Annotated in this window: 16 protein-coding genes; 14 read left to right on the forward strand and 2 right to left on the reverse strand. The window is 40.3% G+C overall.

What is annotated here, in order from left to right; translation table 11 throughout:
- From cmk to ABH008_RS12110, 11 genes are all read left to right on the forward strand, one after another.
- A complete protein-coding gene (gene cmk, locus ABH008_RS12060) occupies positions 1 to 663 on the forward strand; it encodes a (d)CMP kinase (RefSeq protein ID WP_347985867.1) in 663 nt (220 codons plus the stop codon).
- A gap of 90 nt (positions 664 to 753) precedes the next feature.
- On the forward strand, positions 754 to 2,415 hold the full coding sequence (gene rpsA / locus ABH008_RS12065; RefSeq protein ID WP_347985868.1) for a 30S ribosomal protein S1: 1,662 nt from the start codon (positions 754 to 756) through the stop codon (positions 2,413 to 2,415).
- A gap of 68 nt (positions 2,416 to 2,483) precedes the next feature.
- Entirely contained in the window at positions 2,484 to 2,789 is a 306-nt protein-coding gene (locus ABH008_RS12070; protein WP_347985869.1) for an integration host factor subunit beta, read from the forward strand.
- A gap of 220 nt (positions 2,790 to 3,009) precedes the next feature.
- Entirely contained in the window at positions 3,010 to 3,969 is a 960-nt protein-coding gene (locus ABH008_RS12075; protein ID WP_347985870.1) for an acetylxylan esterase, read from the forward strand.
- A 3-nt stretch (positions 3,970 to 3,972) separates the two neighbouring features.
- A complete protein-coding gene (locus ABH008_RS12080; RefSeq protein ID WP_347985871.1) occupies positions 3,973 to 4,701 on the forward strand; it encodes an alpha/beta hydrolase-fold protein in 729 nt (242 codons plus the stop codon).
- 202 nt (positions 4,702 to 4,903) lie between these two features.
- Positions 4,904 to 5,311: a large-conductance mechanosensitive channel protein MscL gene (gene mscL, locus ABH008_RS12085; protein ID WP_347985872.1), complete on the forward strand. Its 408-nt coding sequence runs from the start codon at positions 4,904 to 4,906 to the stop codon at positions 5,309 to 5,311.
- Positions 5,312 to 5,877: 566 nt separating this feature from the next.
- Entirely contained in the window at positions 5,878 to 6,543 is a 666-nt protein-coding gene (locus ABH008_RS12090; protein ID WP_347985873.1) for an NF038129 family PEP-CTERM protein, read from the forward strand.
- Positions 6,544 to 6,615: 72 nt separating this feature from the next.
- The gene (locus tag ABH008_RS12095) at positions 6,616 to 8,547 is read left to right on the forward strand and encodes a hypothetical protein (protein ID WP_347985874.1); all 1,932 of its coding nucleotides are present in this window, start codon (positions 6,616 to 6,618) and stop codon (positions 8,545 to 8,547) included.
- 11 nt (positions 8,548 to 8,558) lie between these two features.
- Complete coding sequence (locus tag ABH008_RS12100) at positions 8,559 to 8,894, forward strand: hypothetical protein (protein WP_347985875.1); 336 nt, start codon at positions 8,559 to 8,561, stop codon at positions 8,892 to 8,894.
- Positions 8,895 to 8,907: 13 nt separating this feature from the next.
- Complete coding sequence (locus tag ABH008_RS12105) at positions 8,908 to 10,788, forward strand: hypothetical protein (protein WP_347985876.1); 1,881 nt, start codon at positions 8,908 to 8,910, stop codon at positions 10,786 to 10,788.
- Positions 10,789 to 11,156: 368 nt separating this feature from the next.
- Entirely contained in the window at positions 11,157 to 12,095 is a 939-nt protein-coding gene (locus ABH008_RS12110) for a diguanylate cyclase (protein WP_347985877.1), read from the forward strand.
- Between the two features lie 80 nt (positions 12,096 to 12,175).
- On the opposite strand, the gene ABH008_RS12115 is transcribed toward ABH008_RS12110, so the two are convergent.
- Entirely contained in the window at positions 12,176 to 13,411 is a 1,236-nt protein-coding gene (locus tag ABH008_RS12115) for an EAL domain-containing protein (RefSeq protein ID WP_347985878.1), read from the reverse strand.
- 500 nt (positions 13,412 to 13,911) lie between these two features.
- Positions 13,912 to 14,718, reverse strand: coding sequence for a class D beta-lactamase (blaOXA, locus tag ABH008_RS12120; protein WP_347985879.1), 807 nt, complete (start codon positions 14,716 to 14,718; stop codon positions 13,912 to 13,914).
- A gap of 124 nt (positions 14,719 to 14,842) precedes the next feature.
- Between blaOXA and ABH008_RS12125 the strand changes: the two genes are divergently transcribed.
- The 3 genes from ABH008_RS12125 (at position 14,843) to ABH008_RS12135 (ending at position 18,938) form a co-directional block, all read left to right on the forward strand.
- Positions 14,843 to 15,532, forward strand: coding sequence for an ATP-binding protein (locus ABH008_RS12125; RefSeq protein WP_347985880.1), 690 nt, complete (start codon positions 14,843 to 14,845; stop codon positions 15,530 to 15,532).
- A 222-nt stretch (positions 15,533 to 15,754) separates the two neighbouring features.
- The gene (locus tag ABH008_RS12130) at positions 15,755 to 16,852 is read left to right on the forward strand and encodes a beta-propeller fold lactonase family protein (RefSeq protein WP_347985881.1); all 1,098 of its coding nucleotides are present in this window, start codon (positions 15,755 to 15,757) and stop codon (positions 16,850 to 16,852) included.
- Between the two features lie 526 nt (positions 16,853 to 17,378).
- On the forward strand, positions 17,379 to 18,938 hold the full coding sequence (locus ABH008_RS12135) for a phospholipase D family protein (RefSeq protein WP_347985882.1): 1,560 nt from the start codon (positions 17,379 to 17,381) through the stop codon (positions 18,936 to 18,938).
- Positions 18,939 to 18,987 lie beyond the last annotated feature (49 nt).

Below are 18,987 nucleotides of genomic sequence, written 5' to 3' on the forward strand. Positions count from 1 at the left end.
ATGACAGTACCTGTTTTAACTATAGATGGTCCCAGTGGTGCTGGCAAAGGCACGGTGAGCAGGGCAGTTGCCAAGCAGCTGGGCTGGCATTATCTGGATAGTGGTTCCATTTATCGTTCTTTGGCCATTGCGGTTACGCAAGCCGGGGTCGATTTACTCAAATTAAGACAAATTTGTGAAATTGCCTATGCCATGGAATTGGAATTTGAGTGTGGTGCTGAATTAGTTGTTAGACTTAATGGTGTGGATGTCAGTGCCAATTTATGCACCGAAACCACCGGTAATGCTGCTTCAATTATTGCTGCCTACCCCGAGGTTCGTGAGGTTTTGTTGCAAAAACAAAAGGATTTTCAACAACTTCCAGGTTTGGTGGCCGATGGTCGCGATATGGGTAGTGTGGTGTTTCCAGATGCAAAGTTTAAGGTCTATTTAACCGCCAGTGCAGAAGAACGCGGATTAAGACGATATAAGCAGTTGATTGAGAAAGGAATTGATGCTAACCTTATACAGATTACCAAAGAGATACTAGCACGTGATCAACGTGATAGTGAGCGCACTACAGCGCCTTTAACTGTACCACAGGGCGCGTATTATCTGGATTCTTCCAGTTTAACTATTCAACAGGTGATAGAGGCGGTAATTAATTTAGTCCGGGCGGACTAAGCGGTGGTTGCTGATTTTCAGCAGCTTTTTTTAATTTTATGTCATGAAAAAACTTATTGCAGTCCTTAATAAGTTTGGGAAAGTAGAAAAATGAGCGAAAGCTTTGCACAGTTATTAGAAGAGAGTTTTGCCAAGACCGAAATGCGTCCTGGTGCCATGTTAATCGGTACTGTTATTGATATCGAGAACGAATTCGTTATTGTTAGCACACAAGCTAAGTCAGAAGGTGTAATCCCTAAATGGCAGTTTTTGAATGCTGATGGCGATCTTGAAGTCAATATTGGTGATGAAATCGAAGTTGCTCTCGATTTGTTTGAAGATGGCTTGGGTGCTACTCTTCTTTCCCGCGATAAAGCTAAGAAAAGCAAAGCCTGGAGTGAGCTTGAAAAAGCATTCGAAACTCAGGAAACTATTATCGGCCGTATCAACGGCAAAGTCCGTGGTGGTTTTACCGTGGCTGTTGGTGCGTTACGCGCGTTCTTGCCTGGTTCATTAGTTGATGTACGTCCTATCCGCGATACCACTTTCCTGGAAAATCGTGATCTGGAATTCAAAGTTATCAAAATTGACCAAAAACGTAACAACGTGGTGTTATCACGTCGTGCAGTGGTTGAAAGCGAATACAGCGCAGAAAGAGAAGAATTAGTTAAAACCCTGCAAGATGGCGCTATCGTAACCGGTGTGGTTAAAAACCTGACTGACTACGGCGCGTTTATTGATCTGGGTGGTGTTGACGGTCTGTTGCACATTACCGATATGGCATGGCGTCGTGTGCGTCATCCTTCCGAGTGTGTTGAAATCGGTCAAGAACTTAAAGTTAAAGTTCTTAAATTCGACAAAGATAAAACCCGTGTGTCTTTGGGCATGAAACAGTTGGATGAAGATCCATGGCAAAATATTGCCCGCCGTTATCCAGCAGGCAGCCGTGTATTTGGTAAGGTCAATAACCTGACCGACTATGGTTGTTTCGTCGAGATTGAAGAAGGTGTTGAAGGTCTGGTTCACGTTTCTGAAATGGATTGGACCAATAAAAACGTCAATCCATCTAAAGTCGTACAATTAGGCGATGAAGTTGAAGTGATGGTGCTGGAAATTGACGAAGAACGTCGTCGTATTTCATTGGGTATGAAACAATGCCGTTCAAATCCTTGGGATGAGTTTGCAGCAACACATAACAAAAACGATAAAATCAGCGGTAAAATTAAATCCATCACTGATTTTGGTATCTTTATCGGTCTGGATGGCGGTATTGACGGTCTGGTACATATGTCTGACATTTCCTGGAATGAAAATGACGAAGAAGCCATCCGTAATTACAAAAAAGGTGACGAAGTAGAAACTGTCATTTTGGCTGTTGATTCCGAGCGTGAACGTATTTCTTTAGGCATTAAACAGCTGGAACAAGATCCTTTCCAAAACTATATTGCTGTGCATGAAAAAGGCAGTCTGGTAAAAGGTACTGTTAAAGAAATTGATGCTAAAGGTGCAATCATCACTTTGGCTGACAATGTGGAAGGCTATCTTCGTGCGTCTGAGATTCAACGTGAACGTGTTGAAGATGCGCGTACCCTGTTGAAAGAAGGTGAAGAAATCGAAGCCAAATTCATTGGTGTCGATAAAAAAACCAAATCCATCTCTTTATCTATTAAAGCTAAAGATGTTGAAGAAGAGACCAATGCAATTAAGGACTATTCACAACAAAGTGCCGGCTCTGCAACGCTAGGCGATATCTTTAAACAGATAGACAAGTAAATTCGTCTTTAGGGTGATATGCCTTATCAGCATATCACCCTTTTTTCAATTAATACTCAGGGTTTGCTGTGACAAAATCAGAATTAATAGAAGTTTTAACAAGAAAACAACCCCATCTTGCTCTTAAAGATGTGGAATTGGCTGTACGCTGTGTGGTTGATCATTTGAGTGATACTTTAGCCAGTGGTGACCGAATTGAGATTAGAGGTTTTGGCAGTTTCTCATTACATCATCGTTCAGCACGCTTAGGTAGAAACCCTAAAACGGGTGAGTCGGTTGCTTTAACCGAAAAGCATGTACCTCATTTTAAGCCTGGTAAAGAATTACGGGATATGGTAGATGCATCGCGTGAAAAATACAAAATAGTAGACTAAGGCTTTTGCCCTTTGGGTGCTGGGCGTAATCAGGAAAACGTAGACTATGTCGTTTTGTGTAAGCCTTAACCTTGGCAGTTTTTTACAAAAAAAGATCATTATCTGCGTTAGACTGGTTTCTTAGCCGCTGTTGTTATTTTTTATTAAAATGGTTTGCACCCTGCTTTGAGAATAAAGGATGAACAGACCACAACATCTTTTTAGCTATTAGCTATATTTTATGACTCAATTTAGCCATAACTATCCGTTCGATCCCAGTTACGGCTATAATCTTGATGGATTATTATCAGTTCCAGCTCCACAAGCACCTGCTGATTTTCAACAATACTGGCAATTACGTTATCAGCATACCCTTAGCCATACCCCGCACTACTCGATTTCTGCGTGTGGGGCTCATGCCGGCTATTTGGTCTATGATCTTAGTTATGCTTCCACTAACCATGTACAAATTAATGGTTGGCTGTTATTACCTGAACATCAGCAAATAAAACAAGGCATTGTTGTTGGTCATGGTTACGGTGGTCGTGATCAGCCTGACTATCATCTGGCTATTCCAAATACTGCATTTATATTTCCCTGTTTTCGGGGGTTAGCGCGTAGCGCTTATGCATCTGTTTCTTCTATACCTGATCAACATGTATTGCATGGCATTCATAATCGTGACGACTATATCCTGGGTGGTTGTGTAGAAGATATATGGATGGCGGTCTCTGTTTTATTAGACTTATATCCACATATAGGCAATGCCGTTGGTTATATGGGCATCAGTTTTGGTGGCGGGATCGGTGCTTTGGCATTACCGTGGGATAAACGTATACAACGAGCGCATTTTAATGTGCCTACTTTTGGTAACCAACCCTTACGACTAACGCTGCAAACCATAGGCAGTGCAGCCGCTGTTAGACAATACGCCAGTCAGAATAGTCATATTGCTGCAACATTAGCTTATTATGATGCTGCATCTGCGGCCGGTTTTGTCACTCAAGCAGGACACTTTGCGTTGGCGCAGTTTGATCCTGTCGTCGCTCCACCAGGTCAATTTTCCTTATATAATGCCTGGGCTGCCGAAAAACATTTATTTATACTGGATGCTGGTCATTTTGATTACCCCAATAAAGCGCTGCAAGAAATGCAATTATTGACGGAATTACAGCAGTTCTTTGGAGACATGCAACCTTAATTTATGAATCGAGAATATCATCATTGGTACAGTCCGCGTTTAGAACGCGATATGGAATTATTGGTATTTGGCCATGCTGGTGCCAAAGTATTGGTTTTTCCAACCCGCGATGGTCGTTTTTATGAATATGAAAATTTACGTATTGTAGAGTCTTTAAAAGATAAAATTACTGCCGGCTATTTGCAACTGGTGTGTTTGGACAGTATTGATCACGAAACTTTTTACTGTTTTTGGAATCGTCCTCAAGATCGTATTTTACGACATATACAGTTTGAAGATTATATCCTGACGGAAGTTATGCCTTTTATGAATGCTAAAAATTCGCATGAGTGCTGGATTGCACATGGCTGCAGCCTTGGTGCTTATCATGCTGCCAATATCGCATTTAGGCATCCGCAATTGTTCCGCAAATTAGCGGCGTTTTCTGGACGTTTCGATTTGACCATGGGTGTGGAAGAATTTAAAGATCAATTCGACGGTTATTACAACGAAGATATTTACTTTCATACCCCCACTCATTTTTTACCTAATTTGACTAGCGAGAAACATATCAGTGAAATCCGTAAACTGGATATTATTATAGTCATTGGTAAAGAAGATCCGTTTCTTGAAAATAATCACTTACTTGGGCGCATACTCACGCATAAAGGCATTCCACATGTCATGTACGAATGGGATGGTCGTGCGCATCAGGGGCGCTATTGGCGAAAAATGGCTCCATTGTATATTTAAAGTAACGCTTAAGCTCTAGGGAGCTTCGAAAAACCTGGCTTTTGTGCTTCGACGGGCTCAGTACGAACGGTAAACTATTGATATACTACTGTAGTTGATGAGGCTCGCTAATCTTGATCATGATTAGCGCAATTCTAGATCGCACAATTGTTGCATTTGTATTATTCTATTCAATCTTAATAATAATTCAGGAGTAGAGTAAATGGGTATATTACAAGAATTTAAGGAATTCGCGATCAAAGGAAACGTTATCGACATGTCAGTCGGTATTGTGATCGGTGCTGCCTTTGGTAAGATAGTATCATCCTTTGTAGCAGACGTTATCATGCCGCCTATAGGCGTGTTAATTGGTGGTGTTGATTTCTCTAATTTAGCAATCACTTTAAAAGAAGCGGTTGATAAATCGCCTGCTGTCACCTTAAATTACGGTCATTTTATTCAAAGTACTGTTGATTTTACCATTATTGCTGCCGCCATTTTTGTGGTAGTCAAACTGATTAATAAACTCAAAAAAAATGAAGACGCCCCGGCTCCAGCAGCTGCACCAGAACCTAGTCCTGAAGTGGTTTTATTAACCGAAATACGGGATTTATTGAAAAGCGCTAAATAATTAGCTGACTTACCCAAATTCCAATTGGAGTTTGGGTAAGTCATGCCATTAGGCTACACCCGTCAATCCTATCAAAGCGACTTTCCTGCCGGAAAAAATTCATGTAAACCGTTACCCATTCCTGCATTCGGTGGCAATAACCGATTGTTAAGGCGGGTAATCAGGAAAAATTTAGAATGATCGGGTAAGCACCTAGCAAAAATGCCACTATGCACTACATTGTGCAGTCTGTACGATTCGACATATTAAATTACATACAGACTTGTTGCTAAGTGCTTAACTACTTATAACGCTTTTCTACATAAAATTGTTAACAAACTTACGCCGGATTTAGACTTGTCTAGGTTTAGGTAGTCATTTAATAGGTAATAATACCTATATCTTTAATGCTAGAACTCATTATAAACTTAAACTCAAGTTGTGCCAGTTAATAACTGATTGCGTCTGTCCAGATTAATACTGAATAAGCGGTAATGTTTATTATTAACGCGTAAATTTATAGGGCAACTTATTGAAAGTTAATTGCATAAGTAGACTAGCCTATTATTCAAACTTAGGAGCAAGGAATGATACAAAATAATACTTTCCGATATTACCTTTTGACGATAATAGTGAGTCAATTTATATTAATGTCCGCACATGCCACACAGATTGTTACTGACATTATTACCACGCCTTATATTGGTACCAATGCAGAATTAGTGTTTGATTTTGTAGCAGGTGATGGAAACCTTTCCAATTCAATTACACTTTCTGGTTTCACAACGGATGGCGATTTATCTTCGGCTAACCCCACTACCCAGGGTGATGTAACTGGGAGTCTACAATCAAGTGTTGTTCTTAAAAACACACAGTTTTTCAATGAATTAATTCAACCGATAAAATTGGGTAACTCCCTTACTTTTAATTTTACCGCCACTGAAAATTTTGATCCGCTTGCCAGTGTGCCTGATTCTTTTTCCATTTATTTATTAGATAGTAACGGTAGCAGTCTGTTTACGACCACCGATATAACCACGGCTAATTCATTATTATTATTTAGTATCGATGGAACAGCATCGGGTAGTTTAACTTTGAATAAAGCCAGCTCCGATATCACTAATCCCGTTATCTGGAAGGCGGGTGTACCTGATACGACTTTAGTGCCCATACCAGGAACGTTTGGGTTGTTTTCGGCAGCGATAATGGCGTTTATTTTTAAAAACCGTCGACATATTGTTCATGCTGTTTAAATTACAAACAGTTAGTCCACATTAAAACTGAAAAGTTACCCTGACTTAAACTTAAAACTATAGGTTGATATCATGAAAGTAATATTCGTTATCACGCTTCTGGTCAACCTGTTATGCAGCAGTATTAGTCTTGCAGCGGTACTGAGTAATCAAAGTAATGTCAGTGGTCAAGTCAAAGCTGTTGTTACTGGGCTGGTACTGAATCGGACTACTCACACCTATGATTCAACCTTAACGTTAACCAATACCGGAAACCCTTTATACACCTCCATAACCGTTGCTGTTACCGGCTTACCAGCCAATGTAAAGTTACAAAATGCTACCAGTACAGATAATAATGGCAATCCTAGCATAGTTGTTGCCTTACCCAACTTAGGTTGGTTAACGGCGCAAAAGTTACCGGCTGTCACTGTTAAGTTTTCAAATCCAAAATTAATCAAATTTGGTATTTCTACCCTTATTTATGGCACCAATATTCCACCCGTAGCGGTAACCACATACCATAACGATAATTTGCGTACAGGCTGGAATGCAAATGAAACCTTGCTTACCCCAGCCAATGTTGCAGATACTGCTAAGTTTGGTTTATTAAACACGGTCACACTTGACGATCAGGTGGACGCACAACCATTACTGGTACCGAATGTAAGCATTAGCAAAGGTAATTTTACGGGTACACATAATGTAGTGTATGTCGTTACTGAAAGTAATACTGTATATGCAATTGATGCATTAAGTGGACAAATACTATTAAGTAGTAATTTGGGATCACCGGTTGTGTGGCCTATTACCTGTATGAATAATGGTCCCAATGTGGGTATTACCAGCACCCCGGTTATTGACCCGATAAAGAATCTTTTATATTTAATTACTTACACGAGCGAAACTAATGGTCCTGTATATCGTATCCATGCGCTTGATTTAGGTAGCCTGACTGACAAAATTCCACCTGTGGTGATTACCGCCTCACATAAGTTGACTGACGGTAGTGTATTTACATTCAATGCCACTTATCAACGGCAACGACCTGCATTGATTTTAACCAATAATAATGTTTATGCAGGCTTTGGCAGTTTCTGCGATTTGGGTGGCAATAAATCACGAGGCTGGTTGTTAGGCTGGTCTAGTGACACACTGCAACCCCTTACCGCAAATCAACTGACCGACAGCGAAGCCACTAATACACTAGCGCTTTCAGCTATCTGGATGTCTGGGTATGGCATTTCCTCAAACGCATCGGGTCAGTTATTTTTTATCACAGGTAATAGTGGGTCTAATGCTGACAACACAACCAGTTACAACGGTGTCAGTAATATTCAGGAAAGCGTGGTCAAAGTTTCGCCAGATCTAAGTACGGTTACAGATATTTTTACACCTTATGATGTAAAGTTTCTTGATGATATAGATGGTGATTTTGGTGCTAGTGGCGTGCTGTTGTTGCCACCGCAACCTGGAAAAATACCCAATTTGGCTGTTGCTGCTGGAAAAAACGGATTAATTTACCTGCTTAATAGTGACAATTTGGGGGGATATACGGAGGGAGGGCCTGATAATGTTTTAGGCATTTCCCAGATGGGTGCATGCTTTTGTGGGCAGTCAATGTATGTTGATGGTAATGGTATAGCGCATGTTGTTACTAGTGGCGGGCTGCCAGTCAATACCTGGAAAGTACAGACTTCGTCAACTGAAGTTCCACAGCTTATTCATGAAGCCACATCACAAAACCTGAGTAGTGGCCAAGATTGGGGTTTTTTTACCAGTATCTCTTCAGCAGCTTCTGTTAATCAAATTATTTGGGCCGTCTCACGCCCCTTAAGTAGTACTTCACCTATTAAACTTTATGCTTTCGATCCAAACAATAGTTTGGCAACCATATTTACCGCTGATGCTGGCACTTGGCCAAATATCGGCGGCAATGCAAATCTCGTTCCGGTTGTTGCAAATGGCTATGTGTACGTAGCGAGCTATAAACAATTAGCCATTTTTGGATTACTAACAAAATAAGGGTGTGCAAGATGCATTATTTACTGTCGATTATCATTGCAGGTTGGTGTTGTTTAGTCATTGGTGCAACCATCGATAATGAAGAGCTACCCCCTGGTTTTGCTGGAAATTTAACCACAGGCAAAATAGTGAGTATAAGTGACAAACAATTTACCCTGGAAACCCCAGCTGGGAAACTTGTGGAAGTTGATGCAAACGATGCGATTAAAAATTCCCGTAGCACGGTTCTGTATGTGGGGGAACAAACCCATGTTGTAGGCACTTATAACAAGCAAACAGGAATTTTAAAAGCCTTTGTGATTCAACGTAGTAAAACAAATAATCAGTTACCTGTTGAGAAGAATTAGGTAAATAGCCTGAATGAAAAATGGCCCCATTTCAAGGAAACGACAATTAGGAATTATTGGTGTTGGTGACTACACTCCAATTCGAATAGGGAAAGGCATAAACATGCTGTTCGGTATTTCACGAAACAAAATATTCGCATTGTTAAGTTGTTCGTTGTTGATTTTTGGATGGGAAATTTGCTTGCATCCAGAATTAATTGCTAATCGTTTTGCGATGTTGCCACAAACGAATATAACTGATTTTAAGCTAGCCAGTATGACGGTGACAGTATCATTGGGTCTGGTTTTTCTGTGTCTAATACCGTTGATATTGGCAAGATGGTGTTATTTTGACAACATAAATCAGCCGGTCTATCAATTAATTTTAGGATTGACGGTTGCTTGTAGTTATCTGGCAATGCAAAAACCATTATTCAATTGGATAATTGACGATGCGGCGATAACCTTTGCTTACGTGCAAAACTTTGTGAATGGCTATGGCTTGGTATTATTTCCAGGCCATGTACCTGAAGAAGGATATTCGGATACCTCTTGGTTGTTACTGTTATCAGCAATGAATTATTTTGGCGCTGATATTCCGTACAGCGCCAAAATGTTAAGTATTGTGTTAGGTGTAGCGGCTTTAGGGTTGGCGTGGATAGTGGTGATTTACCATACACAGAAAATATCTGTCTATTTGCTAGCTCTACTTTTGGTACTGGGATTACAAGCACCCTTTCTAATATGGTCTGCATCTGGACTAGAACACGGCATGCAGGCTTTTTTGTTTGTATGCATTGTTAGAGCGGCGCAGCTGAATAGCTGGCGATGGATGACGTTTTGTTTATCGATATTAATATTAACCAGACCAGAAACGCCCTTAATTGTCATTGGTTGTGCTTTGGCTTTTGCCTCTGGTGAGACGTTTCGATATTCCACCTTTATTATCAATTGTCTGAAAATAGGACTATTGCCATTTATGGTATTAATAGTTTTATTAGTATTTCGTTTTAGCTATTTTGGAGAGCTATTTACCAATCCTTACTATGTTAAAGCTGTTGATGCCAGTTTTCTAAAAATACTTAATCCCTTTGGTAGTGGCTGGGGATATGTGTTTGATTGGTTAAGTTCCACCGCTTTGTATCTGGTTTTGCCATTGTTACCGCTGGTCAATTTACGCAATCCCGCTATTCGCATTGCTGCATCTATAGTGGTTTCGCAACTGATTTTTGTAATATATGCAGGGGGTGATTGGATGGGGCAGTATCGATTCTTAGCTCCCTTATTGCCAGTGTTAATGATATTGGTTGCAGACGCAGTGCCACGCTTTTGCCATGCTTTTGGTCAAAAAGCAAACCTTACCTTGCTTTTAATCACAGTGTTGATGTTTGTCGACGAAACTAAAGCGTTAGTGAATTTTTCAGCATTACCAACAACACCAATGTCTGTTGTCGCCACTATTGGTCAGGAGTTTGCCAATGTGGCAAAACGATTGTCCATTGCCCATCCTACCCTGGCTCATCACGATGCAGGCGGGGCGGCATATAATGCAACTATAGATTTGATTGATTTAGGGGGGTTGGGTAGTAAGGCAATCGCTAAGCATATGAGTGATCGTGAATTTATGACTAAGTTGTTATTTGTTGATATAAAGCCTACTTTTATTTTTGGATCGCAACAAGCTTTTGCTGCAGGTTTATCAAAATTTTATCAAGATCCACGTTTTGCGGAGCAATATATACCCTTGACGTTTTCTAATAAAACTTATATGCAAGCGGATCTGAGTCATATTCGTAAAGACATATTGCCAAAAATTGCGCCACCCGGTATAGACTATGAACGGAATGCGGATAAAATAATAGCCGTTAGGGTTGAAGAGTCATATTTTGCCAAACATATCGATATGCAGTATTAGTTAACGCGCTAACAGATAATTGTATTGGGGAAATAATATCTTAATACTGCTTTAATAATATTCAGTTTTTTAAATAAATATAGTGTAATGCTTTGTCAACTCATCGTCTATGCTAACCATTATCTTATGCTTGCATAACGCTCATACAAATAGTGATTAATTCGAATTGATTTCCTAAACTCTTAACTGCAAAATGTAGTATTATAAGCTTATAAAAATTATAACTATTAATACAATGTTCATTTTTAATTTGCAAAAAAAGCTTAATATTTTTTATACTATGCTTTAAGCCGTAAACTAAAAAACTTATTATTCTCAGCACCCAAATGGTTACTTAAAATAACTTTACATGAACTAAGAGGTGCTAGTTGAAAATTTTACTTGTTGAAGATACAAGAGCGGTTTCTGCATTAATGAATGCTAGGCTTTTAGCTTTTGGCTATGAAGTCATACTGGCCGAAAATGGAAAGATTGCCGTAGAGTTGTTTCTTCATTCGGCACCTGATCTGGTTCTTATGGATATAGAGATGCCTGTCATGAATGGTTTTGAAGCCACGCACCATATCCGCACTATTGAAGCCAAGCAGCAATGGGCTTGGACACCTGTTATTTTTCTGACTTCTTCTGATACGGTTGAAAATCTATTGTCTGCAATCGAAGCGGGTGGTGACGATTTTATAGCCAAGTCTGTCCCAGAAGCCGTTTTACAAGCCAAAATGACAGCGATGGCGCGTATTGCAACACTTAGACAGCGCCTGTCTACAGCCAACCGCAAGCTAGATCAGCTTGCTAATCTAGATGGGCTAACTGGGTTGAGCAACCGCCGCAACATGAATTTACAGATTGATACAGTATGGGGCAGTGCCTTACAGATGGGCTTGGCTTTTGGTCTGTTAATGCTGGATATCGATAATTTTAAAAAATTTAATGATAGCTACGGTCATCTGGCTGGCGACGAATGCTTAAAGCGTTTTGCGGGGGCGATTACTGAAGTGCTTAATAAAATGCTTTTTGATAAACTTGTTCAAAATGCTTTTGCCGCCCGCTATGGCGGCGAAGAATTTGCGGTGATACTGCCCAATGTAACAATGGAGGCGTTTACAAGCATTGCAACCACCATTGTTAATGCAGTTCGCCAGCTTTCCATTCCGCATAAAGAAAATGCCAACTGGCAGATTGTAACCGTCTCTATTGGCGGTACGCGAGTGGATGTTGCCGACGGTGAAGTTGTGGCTTTGTTTCATGTGGCGGATGAACGGCTTTATCGCGCCAAGCAAAATGGCCGCAATCGTGTGGAAATTGGTTAACTTAGCCTTTTATTTATGCTGTTAAAATCTAATGGTTAACAGCTCATGCTGGAGTATTACGAATAATTGACATGGAGTTGTTATGCGCTTTTGCTGATATCAATGTCATAGCACAAAATGATGATAGAGCCATGCATTATAGACGCTGTCGACAAGGTAATACACAGACGTCCATTGGCAATCGACAAATAGGGTCGTGTGATATGTACTTTGTTATACTCTTGCAACGCACGTTGCAAATAGGGACGGCGTATCCAATTTGCCTTGTTTCCATTCGACATAGGCTTAAAATGGTAATACGCAGGCTCGTCAATTTTGTTAATTAAATAGCTTTCCCCAATCTGTATACCATTTTCATCTAACAAGTAATAACGATCAGCCCCAGGTAAATTTAATACAATACTAATTGAATGTAACCAATCATCCAGGTTGGTAGATACTTGCAGTTTTACGAGTGCCGACTGCATGGCCTCAATATAGCTAAGGTAGGGGTTAATTTTAATTCTTTTGCTAAAATTTGCCTTATAAGTAGTAAACAGATTTTCTACAATGGGTTTAATATTAGTATTAGAATCCAGTGTGAAGGCTGGGCGGCTAAAATAATAGCCTTGAACAAGATCAATATTTGCCTCCATAGCAATCATGGATTCTTGCTCATTTTCTATGCCTTCCATCAATACAAGACTGCCAGCCTCATGCATAGTGGCTACAATATTAGGCAGCATGCGTCTTGCCATATTATTAATGCAGGCATGTCTAATAATATGCTGATCCAGCTTAACAATTTGTGGCTTAATTCGCCATATTCTTTGGAAATTACTATGACCCGCTCCAAAATCGTCAATAGCAATTAAACATCCCATTTCATGGTAAAAATCAGCACATCTAAACAGTTGTTTTTCATCTAAAGATGGACTTTCTAAAATTTCAATGACAATTCTTTCGGGCTTTATTTGCATTAATTCTAGCAATTGAGCAAAGAATTGGCCTTGCTTTCTACCATTAACCACTACATCGGGATTTACATTCAAAAATAACCAGTTGATATCATCATCACAATTTCTAAAAGTGTTGATATGTAAGGCTCTACATAAGCGATCAAGATAAATAATGTCAGAATTGCTTTCAGCTATTTTAAATATATCAATGGGCGAAATACTGTCACCCATTGCAGAGAAGCCGCGAATTAATCCTTCATAGCCTACAATGCGTTGATGCGATAAGCTTATGATGGGTTGAAATGCACTGCGTAATGCAATACTACTATAAGAGTGTATTTCATCGTTAAGTGTGTTTAGAATTTTTTCTAACATCATTATGCTCAATCAATAATTGTTAAACAGTAAATCTAAAAGGGAAATAACTCTTTTATTCACTGCATTTTCTAATTGAAACGCCAATTGTGTTGATTGGGTGCTGCGCAAGTTGTTATCTTCCGCAATCATACTGATTTATTAGTATCAGCAACAACTTGACATATTTCTTTTGCAACGATCCTATTACCGTCGAAACTATGTTTTGTACTAAGAGGTAGTGCTTCCATTATAGTAAATATATTGTTTGTAATTGGTAATTAATGTTTCATATTACAGCCAAACAAGAATTTAGAGATATTAAGCAAGAAATAGACCATAATTTCAAATTAGCGTAAAAGCTAATAAATTGAAACTTGGAAATGTTATGTATTGATCCATAATGGTGCAAATGCATCATTAAACGGTCAATTATGGTGCGATTAGTGCGCTTAGATTATTTCTAATATACCATGAGTTAAAAAGTGGTTATTAAAGTAATAAACCTATTCTATCTCATGTCCTTACAGTGTCTGAAGTATTGTTGGCAATAATAGCATCATTTCCTTTTTTGCCGTCATGCCAGCGGAAACAGGGGGGTGTTCATTATCTTGTATAAGATTATGCACAAAAATGATCACTTTAGCATCTTTGATGGCCCAGCCTATAAACCAACCAAGATTAACCGCGTTTGTACTGTTTTCCGGTAATGATGGAAAGCGTCCTGACCCGGTTTTACCATGAATTTCCCAACCATTGTCAAGCGTGGTGATTAAAGTAAGTTGTTCAGTCTGTTCATAAGCCGTATCTGATACCTTTAATTGTCGAGTAACCAGTTTTTTAAGAAACGACAGTTGCTCCAAGGGGGATATTTTTAAAGAAGAACTCAACCAAGCATGGGTAAGTCCATTATTTTTGCCTGCATCACCGCTTAAATCCTGATTACCGTATTGAAATTGGTTAACATAATACGTAAATTGCTTTTGCCCCAACCATTGAGTCAGCTGTTGCGAGTACCAAACCACCGAGTTTGCCATCCATAAACTTGGTGTGGTGGTTTGTTTCCAGCTTTCTATTTCTGCTGCGTAACTGGCTAGGTAGGGCAGGGCCGGTGTATCTTTGTTGATTAAATATCCCGAATCAAAACCGATTAAACTTAAAACCAATTTAAAAGTGGAGGCGGGCGTTACCTGCTCATCACACTGACCTTCTTGTATAATCGACGTATTGTTTAATGGATCTGAAACCAATGTACACAAGGTCTTTGCCTCTACGGTATGTAGGGTTAAGCACAGTATCAATGTAAATGAAGTGGTAAAAAGGGTTTTCATGATCGTGTTTTTTTAATTAGAACTTATATTTTACCAGTATTACCGTCATTTAGTTGAAGCGCCGTAATTTCGGTAAACCAAGTATATAATCTATGTTTGGTGTTGAGTGTGCGAAAATACAGGTATGAAGCATAAAATAGAAAATATTGATCCACTGACAGACACTGTGCGTAAACAGCAACAGCTAGTGGATACTATCTCTTTATGGCATTCGTTGTTAGAGCGTGAATCGGGCGTTATTGCCAAAGAATTACACAATGATCTTGCTCAAGTAGTATTAGCCTTACGTTTGGATATTTCCTTATTTATACTGCAAAATCAGGCAGACCCGCATTTAGTAGCAAGAGCCAATTCCATGTTGGCAAAAGCCGATCAATGTAATCAATCCATTTCCACTCTAGTTAATGTATTACGCAGCCCTGATTTTTCGCAAGGATTGGTACAGCCTTTGGCTAATTTATGTCAGGAATTTAGACGCCGTCACAAAATACCGTGCGAATTACTGATTAATGGCGACTGTCACGGTATTGATACTTTCAAGACCTCTATGTTATACAGAGTGATATCCGAAGCACTTAATAATGCCGTGCAACTGTCCGCAGCGACTCGTATTAAAATAACAATTGATAACAACGAATCTCGCTATCTATGTATTGATATCAGCAATGATGGTCAAGCTTATGATGTAAATTCTAATAATTTGGGTATATTACTCATGCGTGAGTATGCGCTTGCAATGGGGGCGCATCTAGAGCTATTTAGTAAACCATTAGAGGGAACGCAAATTATTATAACTGTGCCATTAGATGCATAAATTTGGCATTGTAAGGCCAAGCAAGGCGCATTTGTTGCTGTTGATGTGCCTACTTACACCCGCATAACCCATAAATTTTCTAATTATCACGTCATTTATCACTGAAATTTGATGCAAGTGTGATGAATTCGTGATCTGAATCTCTGCACAATAGTCCTACCGTTACTAGCCATTAATAGGACATTGCAACGGAATTTCTAACACTAACAGACTAGGATTTTTATGCACAAGTATTTTAAACTCGCTACTTTAACACTTTGTCTGACACCTTTAATGGCACCTGTTTGCCAAGCCGATGAAGACGATATACAGGGTGATACACTCTACACGCTATCGAATGCCAGTCAAAATGCGGTATATGCCTTACACATTGATAACTGGGGGAATACTACTTCAGTTAAACATTTTGCTACGGGTGGTAAAGGTACTACCACAGGTTTGGGTAATCAGGGGGCTTTGGCATTAAGCCACGACCATCGGTTTTTGTTTGCAGTGAATGCCGGCAGCAATGAAGTGTCGGTATTTAAAATCAACGAAAATGGATTGGTTTTGCTGGATCATGTTAAAGAATCAGGGGTTACACCAATTAGTATTACCGTTAGCCATGATAAGGTCTACGTGGTAAACAGTGGTGACAATTCTATTTTTGGTTATCAATTTGATCGTTCTAAAGGTAAGTTACATCCTTTGGCAAAATCTTATCTTAGCTTGGGGAGTATGGGTGCGGGTGCAGCGCAAATCAGCTTTAATAAAGACGGTGATACTTTGGTTGTTACCGAAAAAGCCAACAGTAAAATAACCAGTATCTTACTCGATGACGATGGTATTCCAGCAACTACGTATACCATTAATTCTGCTGGAAACACACCGTTCGGTTTTGCGTTTGGTCATCACGATAGCTTCTTTGTCTCAGAAGCAGAGGGCGGTGCAGCCAATGCCGCAACGGTATCCGCTTATAAACTACAGGAAAATGGCGAAATTAAATTGTTGGATAAAGCCGTAGCGGTTGGTAAAACTGCGGCATGCTGGCTGGCCACTACGCCTAACGGCCGTATGGCATTTACTGCCGATACACCCGCTAGCAGTCTATCCTCGTTTGCCATTGATCATGCGGGTAATTTAACATTATTAATGTCACAAGCTGTTATAGCAAACACACCCACGGATCTAGTTGTTAGTCATGATGGTAATATTTTGTATAGCTTGAACAATGGTGATCACAGTATCGGCGTGTATGGCATTGAATGGAATGGTGGCTTAAAAAGTATAAGCAGCATTTCCGGTATTCCTGCAGGAGCCACTGGCTTGGTGCTTAGATAAGTAATCGTTAGGCTATATAATTGTTAGGATTAAGTATTTCATAAACTACTCCTCTTGCTGGAAGGGGGAGGGGTGGTTATGCTGGTTATGCTGGTTAGTCATGTAATGAAAATGCTTACAACTGCTTCCGCAGTACAAATACGCGCCGATTGATGGTACCGATTAGCTTGGTTATCAGTGTAATTAGTTGGGATGTGCCAACCAACGAGCGGCGCAAGACTGACAAGTTAATCTATCAGTATGACCGAATACCGTAAACTTTGCGTCCCATGTGCAACATAATTCCGCCTAAAGTTGATGTCATTAAACTCGAATTATGCACCGCCCGTTGGTTGGCACATCCTACGCCCTTAAGTGAAATGTACCTTAGTTTTCTCCAATTTGACACAGCCTCAACTCCTAAAGTATAAGTAACGAATGCTAATTCGGTAATTCTCCGTCTTTAGGATCAATGGAAACAAGTTATTTCTCTATTAAGTGTAGAACGGGAATAGTAGCCCTATTTCGAATTTTGTTGGTTATAGCAATGTCTGCGATTTTTTGCAGTTGCGCAACGCTGCCATCGTATTCCGAAATCTCTAAAAAGCGATCTTATGCCTTGCCCCATCCCGAACAAACCAGGCTCGGCCAACGATTTGAACTAGCAGAGCGCAATCATCCTGGTGAGTCTGGCTTTCGTCTTATTCAGGCAGGTGCTGATGGTTTTTTGATGCGCATGCAAATGATCGCCGCTGCCGAACATAGCCTAGACCTACAATACTTTATTTTTCACGGTGACAAAACCGGTAAATTATTGACCGAAGCTGTGCTAAAAGCCGCCGATCGCGGGGTACGCGTCAGAGTACTCGTCGATGACGGAGAAACGGAGCCTGGCGATGAGCAAATTGCAGCCTTATCTGCACATCCCGCCATCGAGATTCGAATTTTTAATCCCTTTGCTTATCGCGGTCATTTCAAGTTATTTAAATCGATGGAGTTCCTATTCAATGCGACCAGGCTGGATTATAGGATGCATAACAAATTGCTGGTGGTTGATAACGCTATCGCCTTAGTAGGCGGACGCAATATAGGTGATCAATATTTTCAAATTGATCCCGAATCCCAATTCGCTGATGACGATGTCTTTGCTGCAGGTGCCATCGTCCAAAAGTTGTCTGCGACTTTCGATGAATTTTGGAATTGCGATCTGTCTATCCCGGCGGAACTACTCTCCTACGAACTGCCCACTGTTTCCGAATTAAATCAACAACGCCAGCTTTTGAACGAAGAGCACCTAGAGTTAAAGGCAGAAGGTTTAGCGTTTGTAAAACGAGTGACCAGCGGAAAACCGTTTCAAGACATTGTCGAAGGGCGCTTACCGATAGTATGGGCGCAAGCGCAACTGATTTACGATAGTCCCGACAAAAAACAGGTAGACAACGGTATTTTGTCGGGCAGGTTAATCCATCCGGCAATCATGAACGCCGCACGTACTGTGCAATCTGAATTATTGATGGTAACACCCTACTTGATACCGGATGAAGAAGGCATACAGTTATTCAAAAATCTTCGCACACATCATGCAAAGATCCTTATTCTCACTAATTCGCTGCAATCGGCTGATATGTCAGTGGCTCAATCCGGCTATATGCATTATCGTATCCCCTTATTGGAGGATGGCGTACAGCTTTACGAAATACGCTCACAATTGGGCAATAGCAAGGGAAGCGGTCAAAGCCCCTCTTTATCGAAATTTGGACATTATGGTCTGCACGCAAAACTCTATGTATTCGACCGCAAACGGCTATTCATAGGCTCAATGAACTTTGATCAACGCTCTAAACATCTGAACACTGAAATTGGTTTAATCATTGATAGTCCCACATTGGCTCAACAGGTTGCCGAGCGTTTCCAGTCCATGGTGCAGCCAGCAAACGCCTATCGGCTGGCAATACAGCCAAATCCGGAGGGTGGGGAACCCAGTCTGGTGTGGCATACCCAGGAGAAGGGCAAAGCCATCGTGTACGACACAGAGCCCGCGCGTAGCGATTGGCAAAGTTTAAAAGTTAATGTGTTGTCCTTATTGCCGGTGGATGATGAACTTTGAAACCTGTTTCAACTGTTGGATTTAGCGAACTAGGTGGTACATCGTTACT

Source organism: Methylomonas sp. AM2-LC, assembly GCF_039904985.1.
Lineage (GTDB): Bacteria > Pseudomonadota > Gammaproteobacteria > Methylococcales > Methylomonadaceae > Methylomonas.